At 68.8% G+C, this 16017-nt stretch carries 16 protein-coding genes; 8 read left to right on the forward strand and 8 right to left on the reverse strand.

Annotated features, from left to right (window positions below):
* Positions 1–2: 2 nt before the first annotated feature.
* Positions 3–1202 (reverse strand): cytochrome P450, encoded by a 1200-nt coding sequence (locus OIE13_RS32175; protein WP_326829168.1) that lies wholly within the window; start codon positions 1200–1202, stop codon positions 3–5.
* 105 nt (positions 1203–1307) lie between these two features.
* Here OIE13_RS32175 and OIE13_RS32180 point away from each other — a divergent pair, with 105 nt between their 5' ends.
* Entirely contained in the window at positions 1308–1931 is a 624-nt protein-coding gene (locus OIE13_RS32180) for a TetR/AcrR family transcriptional regulator (protein ID WP_326645899.1), read from the forward strand.
* Positions 1932–2028: 97 nt separating this feature from the next.
* Here OIE13_RS32180 and OIE13_RS32185 read toward each other — a convergent pair whose 3' ends face one another.
* Together OIE13_RS32185 and OIE13_RS32190 are read right to left on the reverse strand one after the other, a co-directional pair.
* A complete protein-coding gene (locus OIE13_RS32185) occupies positions 2029–3207 on the reverse strand; it encodes a globin domain-containing protein (protein ID WP_326645898.1) in 1179 nt (392 codons plus the stop codon).
* 71 nt (positions 3208–3278) lie between these two features.
* Positions 3279–3719: an RrF2 family transcriptional regulator gene (locus OIE13_RS32190; protein WP_326645897.1), complete on the reverse strand. Its 441-nt coding sequence runs from the start codon at positions 3717–3719 to the stop codon at positions 3279–3281.
* Positions 3720–3856: 137 nt separating this feature from the next.
* Here OIE13_RS32190 and OIE13_RS32195 point away from each other — a divergent pair, with 137 nt between their 5' ends.
* Together OIE13_RS32195 and OIE13_RS32200 are read left to right on the forward strand one after the other, a co-directional pair.
* Positions 3857–4543, forward strand: a complete 687-nt coding sequence (locus OIE13_RS32195) for a nucleoside/nucleotide kinase family protein (RefSeq protein ID WP_326645896.1) — start codon at positions 3857–3859, stop codon at positions 4541–4543.
* 160 nt (positions 4544–4703) lie between these two features.
* A complete protein-coding gene (locus OIE13_RS32200) occupies positions 4704–4940 on the forward strand; it encodes a hypothetical protein (RefSeq protein WP_326645895.1) in 237 nt (78 codons plus the stop codon).
* Between the two features lie 32 nt (positions 4941–4972).
* Here OIE13_RS32200 and OIE13_RS32205 read toward each other — a convergent pair whose 3' ends face one another.
* On the reverse strand, positions 4973–5752 hold the full coding sequence (locus OIE13_RS32205) for a (2Fe-2S)-binding protein (protein WP_326645894.1): 780 nt from the start codon (positions 5750–5752) through the stop codon (positions 4973–4975).
* A 307-nt stretch (positions 5753–6059) separates the two neighbouring features.
* On the opposite strand from OIE13_RS32205, the gene OIE13_RS32210 reads away from it, so the two are divergent.
* From OIE13_RS32210 to OIE13_RS32220, 3 genes are read left to right on the forward strand one after another with little or no spacing between them, the layout of a single operon-like run.
* The gene (locus tag OIE13_RS32210; RefSeq protein WP_326829169.1) at positions 6060–7028 is read left to right on the forward strand and encodes an endonuclease domain-containing protein; all 969 of its coding nucleotides are present in this window, start codon (positions 6060–6062) and stop codon (positions 7026–7028) included.
* Entirely contained in the window at positions 6961–7689 is a 729-nt protein-coding gene (locus OIE13_RS32215; protein ID WP_326645892.1) for a hypothetical protein, read from the forward strand. Before OIE13_RS32210 ends, OIE13_RS32215 begins: the two co-directional genes overlap by 68 nt.
* Positions 7686–10889 (forward strand): ATP-binding protein, encoded by a 3204-nt coding sequence (locus OIE13_RS32220; RefSeq protein WP_326829170.1) that lies wholly within the window; start codon positions 7686–7688, stop codon positions 10887–10889. The genes OIE13_RS32215 and OIE13_RS32220 overlap by 4 nt, the downstream gene beginning before the upstream one ends.
* A gap of 40 nt (positions 10890–10929) precedes the next feature.
* Here the strand turns inward: OIE13_RS32220 and OIE13_RS32225 are convergent, their stop codons facing one another.
* Positions 10930–11466 carry an NUDIX hydrolase family protein gene (locus tag OIE13_RS32225; protein ID WP_326645890.1) on the reverse strand — a complete coding sequence of 179 codons (537 nt, stop codon included), beginning with the start codon at positions 11464–11466 and terminating at the stop codon, positions 10930–10932.
* 138 nt (positions 11467–11604) lie between these two features.
* Here OIE13_RS32225 and OIE13_RS32230 point away from each other — a divergent pair, with 138 nt between their 5' ends.
* The gene (locus OIE13_RS32230; protein WP_326645889.1) at positions 11605–12294 is read left to right on the forward strand and encodes a PadR family transcriptional regulator; all 690 of its coding nucleotides are present in this window, start codon (positions 11605–11607) and stop codon (positions 12292–12294) included.
* 94 nt (positions 12295–12388) lie between these two features.
* Here OIE13_RS32230 and OIE13_RS32235 read toward each other — a convergent pair whose 3' ends face one another.
* From OIE13_RS32235 to OIE13_RS32245, 3 genes are all read right to left on the reverse strand, one after another.
* Positions 12389–12676 (reverse strand): hypothetical protein, encoded by a 288-nt coding sequence (locus OIE13_RS32235; RefSeq protein WP_326645888.1) that lies wholly within the window; start codon positions 12674–12676, stop codon positions 12389–12391.
* 14 nt (positions 12677–12690) lie between these two features.
* Positions 12691–13698, reverse strand: a complete 1008-nt coding sequence (locus OIE13_RS32240; RefSeq protein WP_326645887.1) for a CoA transferase — start codon at positions 13696–13698, stop codon at positions 12691–12693.
* A gap of 250 nt (positions 13699–13948) precedes the next feature.
* Positions 13949–14455 (reverse strand): DoxX family protein, encoded by a 507-nt coding sequence (locus OIE13_RS32245; protein WP_326645886.1) that lies wholly within the window; start codon positions 14453–14455, stop codon positions 13949–13951.
* Between OIE13_RS32245 and OIE13_RS32250 the strand changes: the two genes are divergently transcribed.
* A complete protein-coding gene (locus tag OIE13_RS32250) occupies positions 14454–15044 on the forward strand; it encodes a type ISP restriction/modification enzyme (protein ID WP_326829171.1) in 591 nt (196 codons plus the stop codon). The two genes, OIE13_RS32245 and OIE13_RS32250, sit on opposite strands and share 2 nt — an antisense overlap.
* Positions 15045–16017 lie beyond the last annotated feature (973 nt).

Below are 16017 nucleotides of genomic sequence, written 5' to 3' on the forward strand. Positions count from 1 at the left end.
CTCTACCATCTGACCGGCAGCTCCCGTACGCCGTAGATGGACATGGTGTCGCGCATGCGGACCTCCTGCGCCGGTATGGCGAGTCGTAGATCGGGGAACCGATCGAACAGCATGGGAAACGCGGTGCGCATCTCCACGCGGGCGAGTTGCTGTCCGAGGCACTGGTGCAGCCCGTGCCCGAACGTCAGATGCCCGCTCGCGGGGTGGGTGATGTCCAGATGGTCGGGGTCGGTGAAGCGCGAGGGGTCGCGGTTGGCGGCCTGGACCGAGAGGGTCACCACCTCGCCCGCCCTGATGAGCTCCCCGTCCACCTCGACGTCCTCCAGGGCGGCGCGGATCGGGCCGATGTGAATGATGCTGAGGTAGCGGAGCAACTCCTCGACCGCATTGTCGATCAGCGAGGGGTCCGCACGTAGCGCGGCGAGCTGGTCGGGGTGCTGGAGCAGGGCGAACGTGCCGAGCCCGAGCATGTTGGCGGTCGTCTCATGCCCGGCGACGAGCAGCAGGAACCCGATGTTGCCCAGCTCCTCGTCGGTCAGCTCACCGCCGGTGACGAGCCCGCTGAGCAGATCGTCGGCCGGCTCGGTCCGCTTGAACGCGATGAGCCGGGCGAAGAACGCGGCGGCGCGGGCGATCGCGGCGTGGATGTCCCCGACGGCGGACTCCAGGTTCAGCAACACCGAGGTGGTCTGCTGGAACTCCTCGCGGTCGGAGTACGGGACGCCGAGCAGCTCGCAGATCACCAGGGAGGGGATGGGCAGCGCGAACTCCCTGACCAGGTCCTGAGGAGGCCCGGCCTTCTCCATCGCGTCCAGCCGCTCCTCGGTGATCTCGTGGATCCTGGGCTCCAGCTGGTTCATCCGCCGCACGGTGAACTGCGCGGTGAGCAGCTTCCGGTAGCGGGTGTGGTCGGGCGGGTCCATCCGGATGAACATGCCGGGGTCGGCCGGGCGGCGCATCTCCTGCATCAGCGGGAAGGGCACCGGGACGTTCAGCAGCTCGCGCCGGGAGCTGAACCGGGGGTCCGCCAGGATCGAACGGACGGCGGGGTAGGAGGTCACGAGCCAGCCCACCCGGCCGTCGGGGTAGGTCATCCGGGTGACGGGCCGCTCCTCGCGCAGCGAGGCCAGGCGCTCGGGCGGGGTGAAGGGGTCGGGGCGTCCGAAGGGGAAGGTGATCACCTCGGGGTAGGGCTCTGTCATCTTTTGCTCCCATGCAGAGATGCGCTCCGTCTCCGCCCAGAAAACTACATCAAATGCAAAATTACAATAGATGCAGAGTATGGTGCTGTGCATTAAGATGCCCGCATGAGTGAGGTTCTGGGACTGCGTGAGCGGAAGAAGCTGCGCACCCGGCACGCTCTCATCGCCGCGGCGCTTGAGCTCTTCGTCGAGAAGGGCTACGAGCAGACGACCGTTTCGGAGATCGCCACGGCGGCCGACGTCTCGACGCGCACCTTCTTCAGCTACTTCGCGAGCAAGGAGGATGTGGTCTTCCACAACTCCCGCGAAGGCACCGACCGCGCCCTGCGGGTGATCGCCGAGCGTGGCCCGGGGGACCGGGCGGTCGACCTGCTGAGCCGCGCCATCACCTCTGGCTTCGCCGCGCTCGCCGTCGACGACCGGCTCGCCCGCGAGATAGCCCCCGTCAACCACCTCATCATGACCGTCCCCTCGCTCAGGGCGCGCGGCCTGCTGCTCCTCTTCGACAGCCAGCAGGAGCTCGCCGAGGCCCTGCACCGGGCATGCTCCGACGAGCTGAACCTGACCGAGGCGTCGGCGGCCGTCGGCTCGGTGATCGGCGCCGCGAAACTCGCCGCCTTCGTCAGCATGAACCGCGGCGCCTCCCCCGAGGAGATGCTGGAGGCCGGTCGCGAGGCCGCCGAATTCGCGCTGAACGGCCTCCGCGCCGCCTTCCCGCCCGTCTCCTGACGGCCCCCACGGGCGAGGCCGGAGTGCTTTCAGTCCTGGCCGAGCCAGAGGTCGGGAACGTTTTCAGTCCTGGCCGAGCCAGAGGTCGGGAACGTTTTCAGTCCTGGCCGAGCCAGAGGTCGGGGCCGAAGACCTCGTAGTGGACGTCGCGGGCGGGCACCCCGTGGCGGAGCAGGTCCGCGCGCACGCCGCGCATGAACGGCACCGGGCCGCACAGGTAGGCGACGAGGCCCGCCGGCAGGTCGATCGCGCCGAGGTCGGCGTACCCGATGCGGGGCGCGGGGTCGCAGGAGCAGGTGCCCGCCTCCTCGTACCAGCGGTGCAGGGTCGCGCCGGGCAGCTCGGCGACCAGCCGGACGAGCTCCTCGCGGTGGGCGTGGTCGGCGGGGCTCCGGTCGGCGTGGACGACGACCACCTGGCGGGTGGAGCCGGTGGCCACGAGGTGGTCGAGCATCGACAGCATGGGGGTGACCCCGATCCCGGCGGAGGCGAGCAGCAGCGGGGCGTCACCCGGAGCCAGGGTCAGGTCGCCGTACGGTGCCGAGATGGTGAGCTCGTCCCCGGCCTGGACGTTGGCGTGCAGCCACCCGGAGACCTCGCCGTCGGGCCCCGAGCCGCGGGCCCACCTGACGGTGATCCGCCAGTCGCCGCGCTCGGGGGCGCTCGACAGGCTGTACTGCCGGATCTGCCGTGCCCCGTCGGGCAGGGTGACCCCGACGCTGACGTACTGCCCGGGGGTGAAGGCGAGCGGGGCCGACGGGGCGAGGGTGAAGGAGACGGTGTCCGGTGTCTGGCGTCGCCGCTCCAGGACCGTGGCGCGCAGCCAGGGGTCGCCGGGCTCGCGCAGCAGCCGCGCCTCCAGCGCGATCAGCGCGTTGGCCATCAGCCAGTAGACCTCGTCCCAGGCCGCCGCGACCTCGGGGGTGACGGCGTCGCCGAGCACGTCGGCGATGGCGGCGAGGAGGTATTTGTGCACGATCTGGTACTGGTCGGGGGTGACCCCGAGCGAGGCGTGCTTGTGCGCGATGCGGGAGAGCATCGCGTCGGGCCGCTCGTCCGGCCGGTCGAGCAGGAGGGTGGCGAAGGCGGCGATCGACCCGGCCAGTGCCTGGCGCTGCGTCCCGCTGGCCTGGTTGCCCCGGTTGAAGAGGTTCCCCAGCAGGTCCGGGTTGTCGGCGAACATCGTCGCGTAGAACCGTCCGGTGATCTCCTCCAGGGCTTGCTGGACGACGGGCAGGGTGGCCCGGACGGTCGCCGCCGATTCATGAGAGAGCATGCCTTCTCCAAATTGGTAAATGATCTTCATATTAAAGTGTGCGATGACGGGAGGGGTTCGGGAAAGGACGATCAGGGCCGGGTGGACGAGAGGGCGATCAGCACGGGGCCGGTCGGCGAGGTGACCAGATCGTCCACGGTGAGCGGGTCGAGCGCCGCGTAGAAAGCCCGCTGGGCGTCGCGCAGCGCACCGCGCAGACGGCAGGCCGCCCGCAAAGGACACGGTGTTTCGCCCTCGCAGGCGACCACCTCCTCCTCTCCCTCCAGCTCGCGGACCAACCATCCCAGCGAGGCCTTGCGGCCGAAGCCGGTCAGTTCCAAGCCGCCGCCGCGCCCCCGGCGGGCGTCCACCACCCCCAGATGCTGCAGGCGTGCGATGGCCTTGGCCGTGTGGGTGTAGGGGATGGCCATGGCGTCGGCCACCTCCCGGGTGGTGAGGATCGTCCCGGGTTCGGTGACCGCCAGCCGCATGGTCACCCGGAGTGCCAGATCCGTGAACTTCGTCAACCGCACGATAGGACCGTAGCAAACATGAATGTCAGGTACCAATTCAGGGGTGCCTACAGAGAAGGGGGAAATGGTGAATCGCGTTCCGGCAGGCGTACGACCCGTACTGGAGGACGGGGGGCGGCTCGGCTAGGTTCGGGGAGATGACCCCCCTCGACGAACTCGCCGCTCGGGCCCGCTCTCTCGTACGGGAGGGGCGCCGCGCGCTGCTGGGCATCACCGGCGGTCCGGGGGCCGGCAAGACCACCCTCGCCGAACACCTGGTCGCGATGCTGCGCCCGGCGCCTCCCGAGGGGCTGCCGGCGCGGGAGTGGGTGGCGTACGTGCCGATGGACGGCTTCCACCTCGCCGACGTCGAGCTCGACAGGCTCGGGCGCCGCGACCGCAAGGGGGCCCCCGACACCTTCGACGCCGCCGGCTACGCGGCGCTCCTCCGCCGCCTGCGTGAGGACGAGGACGACGTGGTCTACGCGCCCGCCTTCGAGCGCGACCTGGAGCAGCCGGTCGCCGGCAGCATTCCGGTCCCGCGCGCCGCCAGGCTCGTCGTCACCGAGGGGAACTACCTGCTGCTCGGCCAGGGGGACTGGTCGAGCGTGCGGCCGCATCTCCACGAGGTCTGGTACTGCGACCTCGGCCCCGACGAGCGGGTGCGCCGTCTCGTCTCCCGCCACGAGCACTTCGGCAAGGACCGCGACGACGCCGTCGCCTGGGTGCTGGGCATCGACCAGCGCAACGCCGACCTCGTCGCCACCACCCGCTCCCGCGCCGACCTCGTCATCCCCGACGCCATCATCCGCTCGATCGGCTCCCCCGAGGCGACGGCCGGCTGACGGCCGTGGCTCCCGGCCTTTCTCGCCGGGATGAACGGCCTCGCACCGGAGCGGGCGTGCCGAATGCGAATCGGCCAGATTCTTGATCATCGGCGTGGTTCTCTTTGCCTTATATCAGGCAATATCCCCGCTGTACCGTTTATGTCTTTTGGGGGAGCAAATGTCTATTTCCCGCTGTCTCGTCACCGCCGCTCTGGCCGCTTCGGCGGTAGCGCTCGCCACACCGGTCGCGTACGCCGACCCCGTTCCGCCCTGGTCCCCCGAGTCGCCGTACTACGATCCCGCCGGCACGCTGACCCTCACGGACGGTGGCCGTACGGAGACCTGGACCTGGGAGCCCGGCCACCAGAGCTACCGGAGCAGCGAGAGCAACTCCGGGACGATCGAGCACGGGTAGCCTCCGGCAGGCCCGCCGAATAATGAAGAGCGTCAGCCAGGGCGGCGGGTTTGTGGTCGGCGGGCCGGCAGCAGGGCGCAGTCACCGCACATGCCGCCGCCGGGCAGGCGGTAGTACAGGCAGCAGCTGCGACGGACGAAGAAGAGACGGCCGGGTGCGGGCTCGGTCAGTTCGCCCGTGTCGCGCAGGAGATCCCGGTTCAGCAGTTCGCGGCCCAGCCTCACGGCCTTCGCGGTGAGGTCAGGCCGCCGGTGGGTGAAGGCGCCGATGGTTCCGACCAGTGCGGAGGCCGCATTGCCCCACAACAGCCCTGGCGCGATCTTCACGATCCGCCGGACCGCCTCCGCGAGCGGTTCCAGCATCTCGGTCATGATGTCGCGGTAGACCGGTCCGGCGATCCGCGTGGGGTCGCGGATGTCCCAGCCGGACAGCCGGGTGGCTCGCAGCGGCAGCGGGTCGGGGGCCGGCCGCCAGTACAGGTGCCCGGGGGCCAGGTCGATGAGCAGGTCGTGCGCGACCACGGCGCCGATGGACGGTGACCACAGGCGGGCGGCCAGGCCCTGGAACAGGATCGAGGCGGCCACCCGGTGCTCGGTGGTGCCCAGCCGTCCGGCCATGTCGTGGATTCTTGCCTCCAGGACGCCCGGATCCGTCCACAGATCGGGGAACGGCCGCCATCCGGCCTCGGCCTCGCCTGTCTCGATCTCGAAGTAGCCGCCGATGGTGCGGACGTCGGCGATCGCTCCGAAGACCGCAGCCGGGGCAGCGGGCAGCAGTCCGGGCGGAGCGCCGGCACGTGAGTCGCACGGCATGACGATCGCCTTCCTCTCCTCTCCCAGACTAAGGAAGCCACCGTTTCCGGCGGCGCGCTTTTCACCGTGTACCGGCGATATCTTGCTGAAAACGCATACGCCGTCTCGCGTGCTCCCCTAGCCTCTGCTAGGTCGTACCATCCGCACCTCAAAGGAAAACGGCATGGCACAGTCGTGGGCCGAGTTGCCGACGTGCCGTGTTGTGTGGGTGCGCGGAGTGAATTCCGCAGCCGTCACGTCGCGAACCGACGCATTACCCGAAGGCTTCCCCGCGATATTCGGCTACCTCGCGGTCAGGGGACGGACTGTGGCGGAAACGGTCGCCGATGTGCTTCACGAGCTGGAAAGAACCGTCGTTGATCTTTTCCCGGCCTGGCTCCCCGGTGCGGAGGGTATCGACGGTCCGGGGGGCGGCGCCGTGGCCGCCGTACGCGAACTCGCGAGGCGGGCGGCGTCCGGTCATCGGCACCTTGCCCCTTTCATGGCGGATCTCGCCGCGCGGTCCCTGACCGGTGAGGTGTCCCGTGGCCACCTGGGCGCGACCGAGGTGCGCGCCGCCGGGCTGGCCCTGGCATTCGCCACGAGTCTCGGCCGCCCTCGTACGTCGATTCTCGTCCAGATGCCGGAGGGTCTCTCCCCCGCCGAGGAGGAGACGCTGGTGGCGGCCGGTGAGTGGCTTGTCCAGCGCGGTGGGCTCGGTGTCTGGCTCACCGGCGCCGCGCCGGTCGCCGTCGACCGGATCCAGACGGTGGCCGTACGGCCTGAGCCGCAGGTAGGGCCCGCGCCGCAGGTAGGGCCCGAGTCGCAGGTAGGGCCCGCGCCGCTACGGCGCGTCTCCGGTTCCTCGGCCACGGCGGGGCTTCCGCATCCGTTCAGCCCCGTGGAGTCCGCGCTGGAGCGGGCACTCAGCTCTCATGGGTGGGCCGCGGGGCGGGCCTGGAACCAGACCTACCAACCGCACCCGCTGGCCAACCCCATCCGGGTGGATCTGCTCTGGCCGGATGAGCGCTGTGTCGTCGAGCTCGACGGTCCGGAGCATCGTCACCCGGGCAGGCTCGCCGACGACCTGGTGCGGGACACGCGGCTGGGAAAAGACGGTTACGCGGTCCTGCGCTTCACCAATGAGCGCGTCATGGCCGACATGCCGGCCGTGCTCCGCGAGCTGAAGCGATTTCTTCAAACCCACCGCACGCGCGAAGGACAGGGATATGCCGGGAACAGAACTCACGCTCTCCGAGACAGCGGTGCTGGTGGTGTTGATGGTCGAGGTGGATGAGATCTCCAACCCCGAGCTCAAGGCGCGCCATGGCCTGACCCTTGACGGGAAATCACGCCTGAAACTGAACGAGCTCAAGCTCGTCGAGAGCCGAAAGGTAGGCCGGGCGTTCGTCCATCTCCTGACCGAAGACGGCTGGGCCAGAATGGCCGAGGAGATCCAGTCCGGCATTCCCGTGCCCAGTGGTGCGGCCGGTGCGATGAATCGTGCCCTGCTGTTCTGGCTGCGTGGGTTTCTGATGCAGACCGGTCAGAGCCTGGCCGACATCTTCTCCCTCAAGAGCGATCCGGTCGAGGCCGGTGATGTCACCGCGCGTATCCCGGTCGAGGCCGGTGATGTCACCGCGCGTATCCCGGTCGAGGCCGGTGATGTCACCGCGCGTATCCCGGTCGAGGCCGGTGATGTCACCGCGCGTATCCGCGCCGCATACGCCGAGCTGGCCGCCGAGCCCGGTGCCTTGGTCAGCCTGGCGCGGCTGCGACCGCTGCTCGGCGAGTTCGCGAGAGCAGAGGTGGACGGTGCGCTCAAGGGGATGATCCATCTGCCGGGGGTGAGCATCGTGCCCGCGAACAACCAGAAACTTCTCAGCGCTGAGGCCAGGGCGGCGGCGGTGACCATCGGCGACCAGGACAAGCACCTGATCTCGATCGAGGTGCCATGAACAACGAACTGAAAGCCCTTCAGGCGCTCAGGTTCAACTGGGCCGAGGGGCCGGAAGACGTGTGGAGCCCCTCGCCCTTCCACGTGGAGGGCCTGAACCCGCACGTGGAACGCGGCATTCTCAGCGGGCTCGCCGACGTGGTCGCCGGGGGCGCCACCAGCCCGATCGGCCTGGTCCTGCGCGGGCAGCGAGGTTCGGGCAAGACCCACCTGCTCGGCTGGACCAGGGAAAGGATCCAGTGGGAGAGCGGCTACTTCTTCCTGGTCAGCCTGCTGGACGCGCGGACCTTCTGGGAGAGCACGCTGATCTCCATACTCGACGGCCTGCTGCGGGACGGCAGCGAGGGGGAGAGCCAGCTCAAGATCCTGCTGCGGCGGCTGGCGGAACTGGCCAACGTGCCGCGCTGGGCGCAGCGCGAAGTGATCGGGAACCGTCTGGTAACGCCTGAGGGGCTCGATGCCTTCGCCGCCGGTCTGCGCGAGTTCAACCCCCAGGTCGGCAAGGACGCCAGGGACACCCTGCGCGCGCTCGTGCTCTATGCCAGCGCCGACCACGGCATGCAGGACGTCGGCGACGGGTTCCTCTCCGCGCTCCGCGAAGAGGACCCGGGCGAGCGCGCGGCCTGGGGGATCCGGCAGTTCCCGAAGACGCCGCAGGAGATCGTCAAGGACATCTCCCGCCTCCTTGCGCTGACCGGGCCGTCCGTCATCGCCGTCGACCAGATAGACGTACTCGTGGCGCAGTCTCCGGTCCCCGATGAGGGCACAGCCGTGCACGACTGGCGTGACCTGATCGTGGTCGACCAGGTGGCCGGTGGCCTGATGGCGCTGCGTGAGATCACCCGCAGGACCCTGACGGTCGTCTCCTGTCTACAGCACACCTGGACCCTCATCGAGAAGTTCGCCACCGACACCGCGCGCGACCGGTTCCGGTCGATGCCCGACCTCCAACCGCTCCCCAACGCCGGGGCCGCTCGCGCTCTGATCGAGAAGCGGTTCGCCACCCGGTTCGCCGAACTCGGCTTCGAGCCGCCCTACCCGACCTGGCCGGTACGGGAGGCCGTGTTCGGCGATGCCGACGAGTTCACCCCGCGACAGCTCCTGATGAGGATCGACGCGCACATCGAGGCATGCCTGAACGACGGAGAAGTACGGGAACTGAAGCGCCTCGGCCAGATTGCCGATCCGAGTCCTAAGCCTGCCCTCGATGACCTACGCTTCCGCGCCATCGACTCCCGCTTCGCCGAACTCCGGCAGAAGGCGCAGGTGACCGACGCCCTGGACGCCACCGTCGAGGACGCCGTGATGCCCGCCCTGCTGGCGGCGGGGTTGTCGGCCTGGATCGACGGGCTCGGTGACGCCGGACGCGAGTTCAGCGTCGACCCGCCACCCGGCAAGAAGCCTCCGCTGCACGCCCGCCTGCGGCACACCCTGGACGAGGAGACCGAGGACGAGGCGCACTGGGCGTTCCGCGCCATCGCCGCCACGAATGCGATCGCCGCGTTGAGTCGCCTGCGGACCGCCTCGGTGGCGGCCGGACTGGACTCCAGGGTCCCCAGGCGGAGGCTGTTCGTACTCCGTACGGAGCCCTGGTCGAAGGGACCCCGAACGATCGAGGCCGTCGCCGAGTTCGAGCGGGCGGGCGGCAGGGTGCTCGCGGTGAGTGAGGAGGATCTCAGCGTCCTGGCCGAGCTGCGGGAGCTGTACGCGGAGAACCCGCCGAACCTGCGGGCCTGGATCGCCGCGCGGCGACCGGTGGGCGAGGTCACGCTGCTGCGCGAGGCCCTCACTGACATCGACACCGCACAAGTCGGGCACTCGGCCACCGAGCCCGTACTCACCGACACCGGCACCGCACAAGCCGAGCCCTTGGCCACCGAGCCCGTGCTCACCGACATCGACACCGCACAAGTCGGGCACTCGGCCACCGAGCCCGTGCTCACCGACCCCGTGGCCGTCGAGGTGACGAGCGGCACGCCGTACATCCCCCTTGGCGACACCGTTCCCGGCGGGCAACCCATCGGAATCGAATTGGAGGCGCTGAGAAAGCACGCCGTGATCTTCGCTGGTACCGGGTCGGGGAAGACGGTCCTCATCCGCCGCCTGGTCGAGGAGTGCGCGCTCCAAGGAGTCTCGGCGATCGTGCTCGACCCGAACAACGACCTGGCACGGCTCGGGGACGGCTGGCCGGAGCAGCCCTCGGAGTGGGGCCCCGGTGATCAGGAGAAGGCCGCCGACTACCTGGCAGCCACCGATGTCGTCATCTGGACACCCCGCCGTGTAGCCGGACGACCGCTCAGTTTCCAGCCACTGCCCGACTTCACGGGCCTCGCCGCGGACCCCGATGAGTTCGGCGCGGCGGTGGACACCGCCGTCGCCTCGCTCGTGCCGCGTGCCAAACTCGATTCCAAGATGGTCAAGGCCCAGCGCGGGCAGGCCGTGCTCAGGGAGGCCGTCGCGTACTACGGGCGCGCGGGCGGACAGGGAGTGCCGGGTCTCATCGGGCTGCTGGCCGCCCTGCCGGACGGGGTGAGCGGGCTCGACAAGGCCGAGCAGATCGCCGCCGACCTGGCGCAGACCCTGAAGGCGGCGATGGTCAACGACCCCCTGTTCGCCGGTACCGGAACTCCCGCGGACCCCGGTGTCCTGCTCACCCCGTCACCGGGCAAACGGGCACGGGTCTCGGTGATCAGCTTCGTCGGCCTGCCCTCGGATGAGCAGCGCCAGAGCTTCGTCAACCAGTTGCAGATGGCGCTGTTCGCCTGGATCAGGAGGCATCCCGCCGGTGACCGCCCGCTGGGCGGCCTGTTCGTGATGGACGAGGCGCAGACCTTCGCGCCGTCCGGTGCGATGACCGCCTGCACGCAGAGCACGCTGATGCTGGCCGCCCAGGCGCGCAAGTACGGCCTCGGCCTGGTGTTCGCCACCCAGGCTCCCAAGGGGCTGCACAACATGATCCCGGGAAACGCGGCGACCCAGTTCTTCGGCCTGCTCAACGCTCCCGCCCAGATCGAGGCGGCCAAGGAGGTGGCCCGGGTCAAGGGCGGCCGGGTCGACGACGTCTCCCGGTTGACGGCCGGTCAGTTCTACCTGGCCGCCGAGGGGACCGCTTTCACCAAGACCCGGGTGCCGCTCTGCCTGACCCACCATCCCAGGGCTCCTCTTACGGCGGAGGAGGTCGTCAGCAGGGCGGGCATCTGAGAGGAATTACCTTCGGTCGGATCGACGTGCCCGTGGGAGGTCAGGGGAGGCAGCCGACGTAGGCGAGGGCCTGCTTCAGCAGAGTGCCCTGACCGCCGAGCATCTCCTGCTGTACCAGCGGTGACGCGGCCTCCTCTGGAGTGAACCAGACAAGGTCGAGGGCGTCCTGCCGGGGGCGGCAGTCACCCGCGACCGGGACGACGTAGGCGAGGGAGACCGCGTGCTGCCGGGGGTCGTGATAGGGCGTGACGCCCTGCGTCGGGAAGTACTCGGCGATGGTGAACGGCTGCGGAGAGGCGGGGACGTTGGGCAGCGCCGTCGGGCCGAGGTCCTTCTCCAGATGGCGGATGAGCGCGTCACGGACCCGCTCATGGTGAAGCACCCGGCCGGAGACGAGGGCGCGGCTGACCGTCCCGTCCGCTCCGATGCGCAGCAGCAGGCCGACATGCGTGACCACTCCGGCCTCGTCGACTCGCACCGGCACGGCGTCGACGTAGAGGATCGGCATTCGTGCGCGGGTAGACTCCAGCTCGTCGGGAGAGAGCCAGCCGGGCGTGGTTTCGGTCATTTCGGTCATTGATCGATCGTACTTCGCGGCGGGCTCGGAAACGTGTTTCTCCTCGGACGACCTGCCGAAAGTCGGGGCCGGTGTACGTCGATCGGCGGATGGGCCGGACGTGCCGTCGGTGCCGCGCCCGCCACTAGACTTGAGCCCGTGGACGACGAGCCCGAGGTAGAGATCGGTGCACCGCTCCCCGCCACCGCCTACATGGTTCTGGGCGTTCTGTCGGTCCTCGACGAGGAGCTGTCCGCCGCTGAGATCAAGGTCCGGTGCGACCACACGCTGCGCTGGTTCTACTGGTCCCCCGCCATCAGCCACATTCGCCGGGAGCTGCGGAGACTGGGGGACCTGGGGCTGGTGACCGAGCGCGAGGTGACAATCGGCAGGGTCAGGCGGAGCACCCTGTACCAGACCACGGAGCGCGGTGAGGAGGTGCTCCGGCAGTGGGTCTCAAGCCCGCCGGTCGACGAGCCGGTGATGCTGAAGAACCCCGCGCTGCTCCGGGTCTACCTCGGCAGGTTCACCGAGCCCTACGAGCTCGTCAAGATCCTCGACGACCGGCTGGAGGAGTTGGAGGAGCAGATCAAGGACCTCGTCTGGGGCAGGAGGCGCAGCCAGGAGCTCGGCCTCGACGAGGAGGAGCGTGTCCAGTACGGGACCGCGCTCGGTGACTACCTGCTGCGCGCCGCCCACTTCGAGTACGGCAACGTGCGCCAGCTGCGCGATCGCATCGCCGACTACGACCCCGACCATCCGGAGCTGAAGGTCACCCGCCCGAAGGGCCTGCTCCGGCGCCGCCTGCGCCAGCACGACGCGCCGCCGGAGGACCTGCCCGACCAGTGACGTGGCGGAGACGGCGGGCACGCCGGAAGCCACCGACCTCGCCGAGACGGTCGGTGGCCCGGTGCGGCGGTGCGTTCCCGCGAGGGGCGGACGGTCAGTTCTCCTCCGAGACCACCCCCAGGTACGTCCCGTAGACACCGAGCCGCTCGCCGTCACGCTCGATCTCCCCGAGCAGCCGGCTGCGCGGGGAGATCTCGCCGCCCAGCGGGAGTACGCTGAACCGGACGTGGACGGGCCGGGAGGTCTCGGGGTCGGGAATCCGTTCCCAGCGGGCTCCGGGGATGAGCGCGGCGAGTTCCGCCGCCCCTTTGAAATCGCCGGTGAAGGAGTGCATCCGCAGCGTGCGTACCGAGGGCCGACGCCCGTGCGGCACGGCTGTCACGTCGGCCGTCCCGCTCACAGGCCCGCCGGCCGGGTACCGATCACCTTCTCCTCGGCCAGGACCCGGATCTCGTCCTCGCTCATCCCGAGGATGCCGGTGAGGATCTCCTCGTTGTGCTGGCCCAGCAGGGGCGCCGGGGTGCGGAACCACGGCTCGGTGACACTGGCGAGGCGGAACGGCAGCCCGGCGGTCAGGAACTCCCCGGTCGTCGGATGTGCCGACGGCTCCCAGAACCCGCGGGCGGTGAGTTGCGCGTCGGTCAGCAGGTCGGCCGCGGGACTCACCCGCGCGGTGGCGACCCCGGCCGCCCGGAGCCGGTCCACCGCGTCACCCACCTCGACGTGTGCGATCCACGAGTCGATCGCCTCGTCCAGTTCGTCGGCCGACGCCCGCCGGCCCGGTTCGTGGGCGAGGTCGGCGCGGCCGGCCAGATCCTCCCGGCCCAGCAGCCGCGCGAGCGCGGGCCAGGCGTCGTCGTCGAGCAGGGCCAGGGCCACCCACTCGTCGTCCCCGGCGCAGCGGTAGACCCCCTGCGGGCCGGCGCCCGGGCCGCGGTTGCCGTCGCGCCGCAGCTCCCGGCCGTTGACGCTCGCCTCCAGGAGTGCCTCGGCCGCGACGTTGAGCGCGGCCTCGACCATCGTCGACTCGACCTGCATGCCTACCCCTGTGGCGTCGCGTACCTCGAAGGCGGCGATCGAGGCGAACGCGGCGTGCAGCCCGGCGAGCTGGCCGCCCGCGTTCATGTCCCGGACCCGCTCGTCGACGTTGAAGCAGCCGGGCCGCATCTCGTCGTAGCTGCTGGCGTCGATGTTGTACATCTCGCGCGGCTTGCCGGCCACCGCGTTGAGGCCCATGTTCCGGCCGCGCAGGTCACCGTAGTACCACTGCTGGACCCCGTTCTCCTCGATGATCACCCGAAGAGCCTGGTCCTTGTACCGCTCCGGGACATGGGCGTGGAACATGTCCGCGGGTTCGGCGATGTGGTCGTCGACACTGATCAGGATCAGATCGTCCTTGTTCATTTCAACCTCCGTTGGCTGGTCCTGCCTGGCAGGACGGATGAGGGGATGCGGTCCGGACCCTCTTTTCGGGGACGAGTTTTCGGGCGCGAGCCGGGATCGATCGAGAAGCGCGAGCGGGATGAGCCGTCGCGACGAGGCGGGACGGTCGAGGCGGGACGGGGCGGTCGAGGCGAGGCGGGGCGGGGCGGTCGAAGCGGGACGAGGCGGGGCGAGGCGGGGCGAGGCGGGGCGAGGCGGGGCGGTCGAGGGCTCAGGCCCGTTCCCGTACCGGCCGCCACGTGGCGAGGAGCAGGACGGCCGCGCCACCCACGCCGACGAGAAGGGCGACCGCCAGCCCGGCCCATCCGTCGGCGAGGGCGTCGATTCCCAGCACCGCGTCGAGCGAGACTCCGCCCGGACCGGCGAGGGCGATTGCGAGGCAGGGCACCGCGAGCAGCAGCACGTACTCGTAGCCGTCCTTGAACACGAAGAAGCCGTTGCGGGCGTGGGCGGTGAGCCCGGCGACGACCGCGACACCGACCAGCACGCCGGCCGCCACCGGTGTCAGCAGTCCCAGCGTGAGCGCCGCGCCCGCCACGACCTCCACCGCGACCGACATGACGGCCTGCAGCCTGGGATGGCGCATGCCCAGGCCCGCGAACCAGCGGGCCGTTCCGGAGAGCTTCCCGCCGCCGAAGGCGTGGTTGAGACCGTGCACGATGAAGATCACTCCAACCGCGACACGGACGAGGAGGACGGCGCCGTCCGTCGATCCCATGCGGATCCCCTTTCCTCGGGTCCGGCCGGCTCAGTCGCTGGCCGGGAGCGGCTTGGCAGTCCTCCCTCGAATCCCCAAGGTGCGCAACTTCCGTGGCTACGCCGAGGCCGGACGGAAGCTTGCCGACCTGCACATCCACTATGAGCAGGCCGAGCCATACAAGGGCATCGTGGAGAAGGTCTCCGGCAATGCGGCCACCTCGCCTCACGAGCTGTACCACGTCGAGAAGATGAAGATCCCCAAGACAAAGGGGAAGGCGGACCGCTCGACCATCGTCTACAACAACCGGATGACCCTTACCAACATCCCGGAAGAGGCGTACCGCTACCAGCTCGGTGCCCGCTCCGCGATTGAGTGGATCATCGACCGGTACCAGATAAAGGTCGACAAGGACTCCGGCATCATCAACGACCCCAACGACTGGTCCGACGACCCGCGCTACGTCATCGACCTTCTCAAGCGAATCGTGACGGTCAGCCTGGAAACGATGAAGATCGTGGACCATCTCCCACCCCTGGGTATTTTGGAGTGGTCACTCACCCGCGAACCAGCACAACGTAGGCGTAGCCTCGCTCCTGCCCTCGCGTAACCTGGATGTGCTCGGGGTCTCATGGCAATAAAAAACAGAGTGCTCCTGGCGTCCCAGGAGCACTCTGTGCCAAGCGGTCGTGCATCACTTATGGTTTCATGATGGACGATTCTTCTGCCGACGCGGGGGAGGGATAATCAACCGCTCCTCTCCCGCACTGTCATCGGTTTCAGAGGTATCTTCGGAGTTGCGGAAGGTCAGCTCGATGCCAAAGATTGGACTCTTGACTGCGACTTTCTCAACATTGCACTCGTTCCCCTTGGACATTAGTCCTCGGATACCCATAAACGAGAGCACGATGATTAGGCCTAAGAAAAGGGCTCCAAGAAAGGGACTGCTGACCAATATGTTGGCCAGTGTCCCCATGGCTTCTAGCTAACCTTGTTCAGGCTCGCGATTTTCACCGACACCTGCCCTTTCGTTGGTTGAGCCTATCTAGGGGCAAGGGTGACGTCGCTTTTAACGTCTCTGCTGTCTGTTCTTTGTGTGGGCTCACAAAACCAGAGCAGCAGGCGCAGTCCGCTTGAAAAGCTCACGCTCGGTCAACACCGAGACGTTTACTAGCCGGAGGCGGTCCGTCTGGACCGTCTGAGGATGGACCGAGAGCCCCGACTCTCAGGCCGTCTTCAGGCGGACCAGACAGATAAGAAACGCTCACCCAACGCCTTCAAGGAAGACGCCCTGCCTGGCCGTCTGAAGGTGACCCAAGGAACAGAAGGTTGGGTCACCTTCAGACGGCCAGGCAAGGACCCCAGTCTAGCAACTCAGAACGTCCGGCCAGATTCTCTTAATGGCAGCTCTAATAATGCCTTTTAATGCAAGCCTAAAATGAAGCCGGTCGTGCGGCCTTTTGCCTGGGAACGCGATGCCTCCGAAGCCTGGGAACGCTCTCCGCGAGGCCAAGAGGCACTTCGTCCATAGCTGCGAGTTGCGGGACGAAGGTCCTGGCTGCTGCGTTGTTCCCTGGCTCGCG

It is taken from the genome of Streptosporangium sp. NBC_01810 (genome assembly GCF_035917355.1).
In the GTDB taxonomy this organism is placed as follows: Bacteria; Actinomycetota; Actinomycetes; order Streptosporangiales; family Streptosporangiaceae; genus Streptosporangium.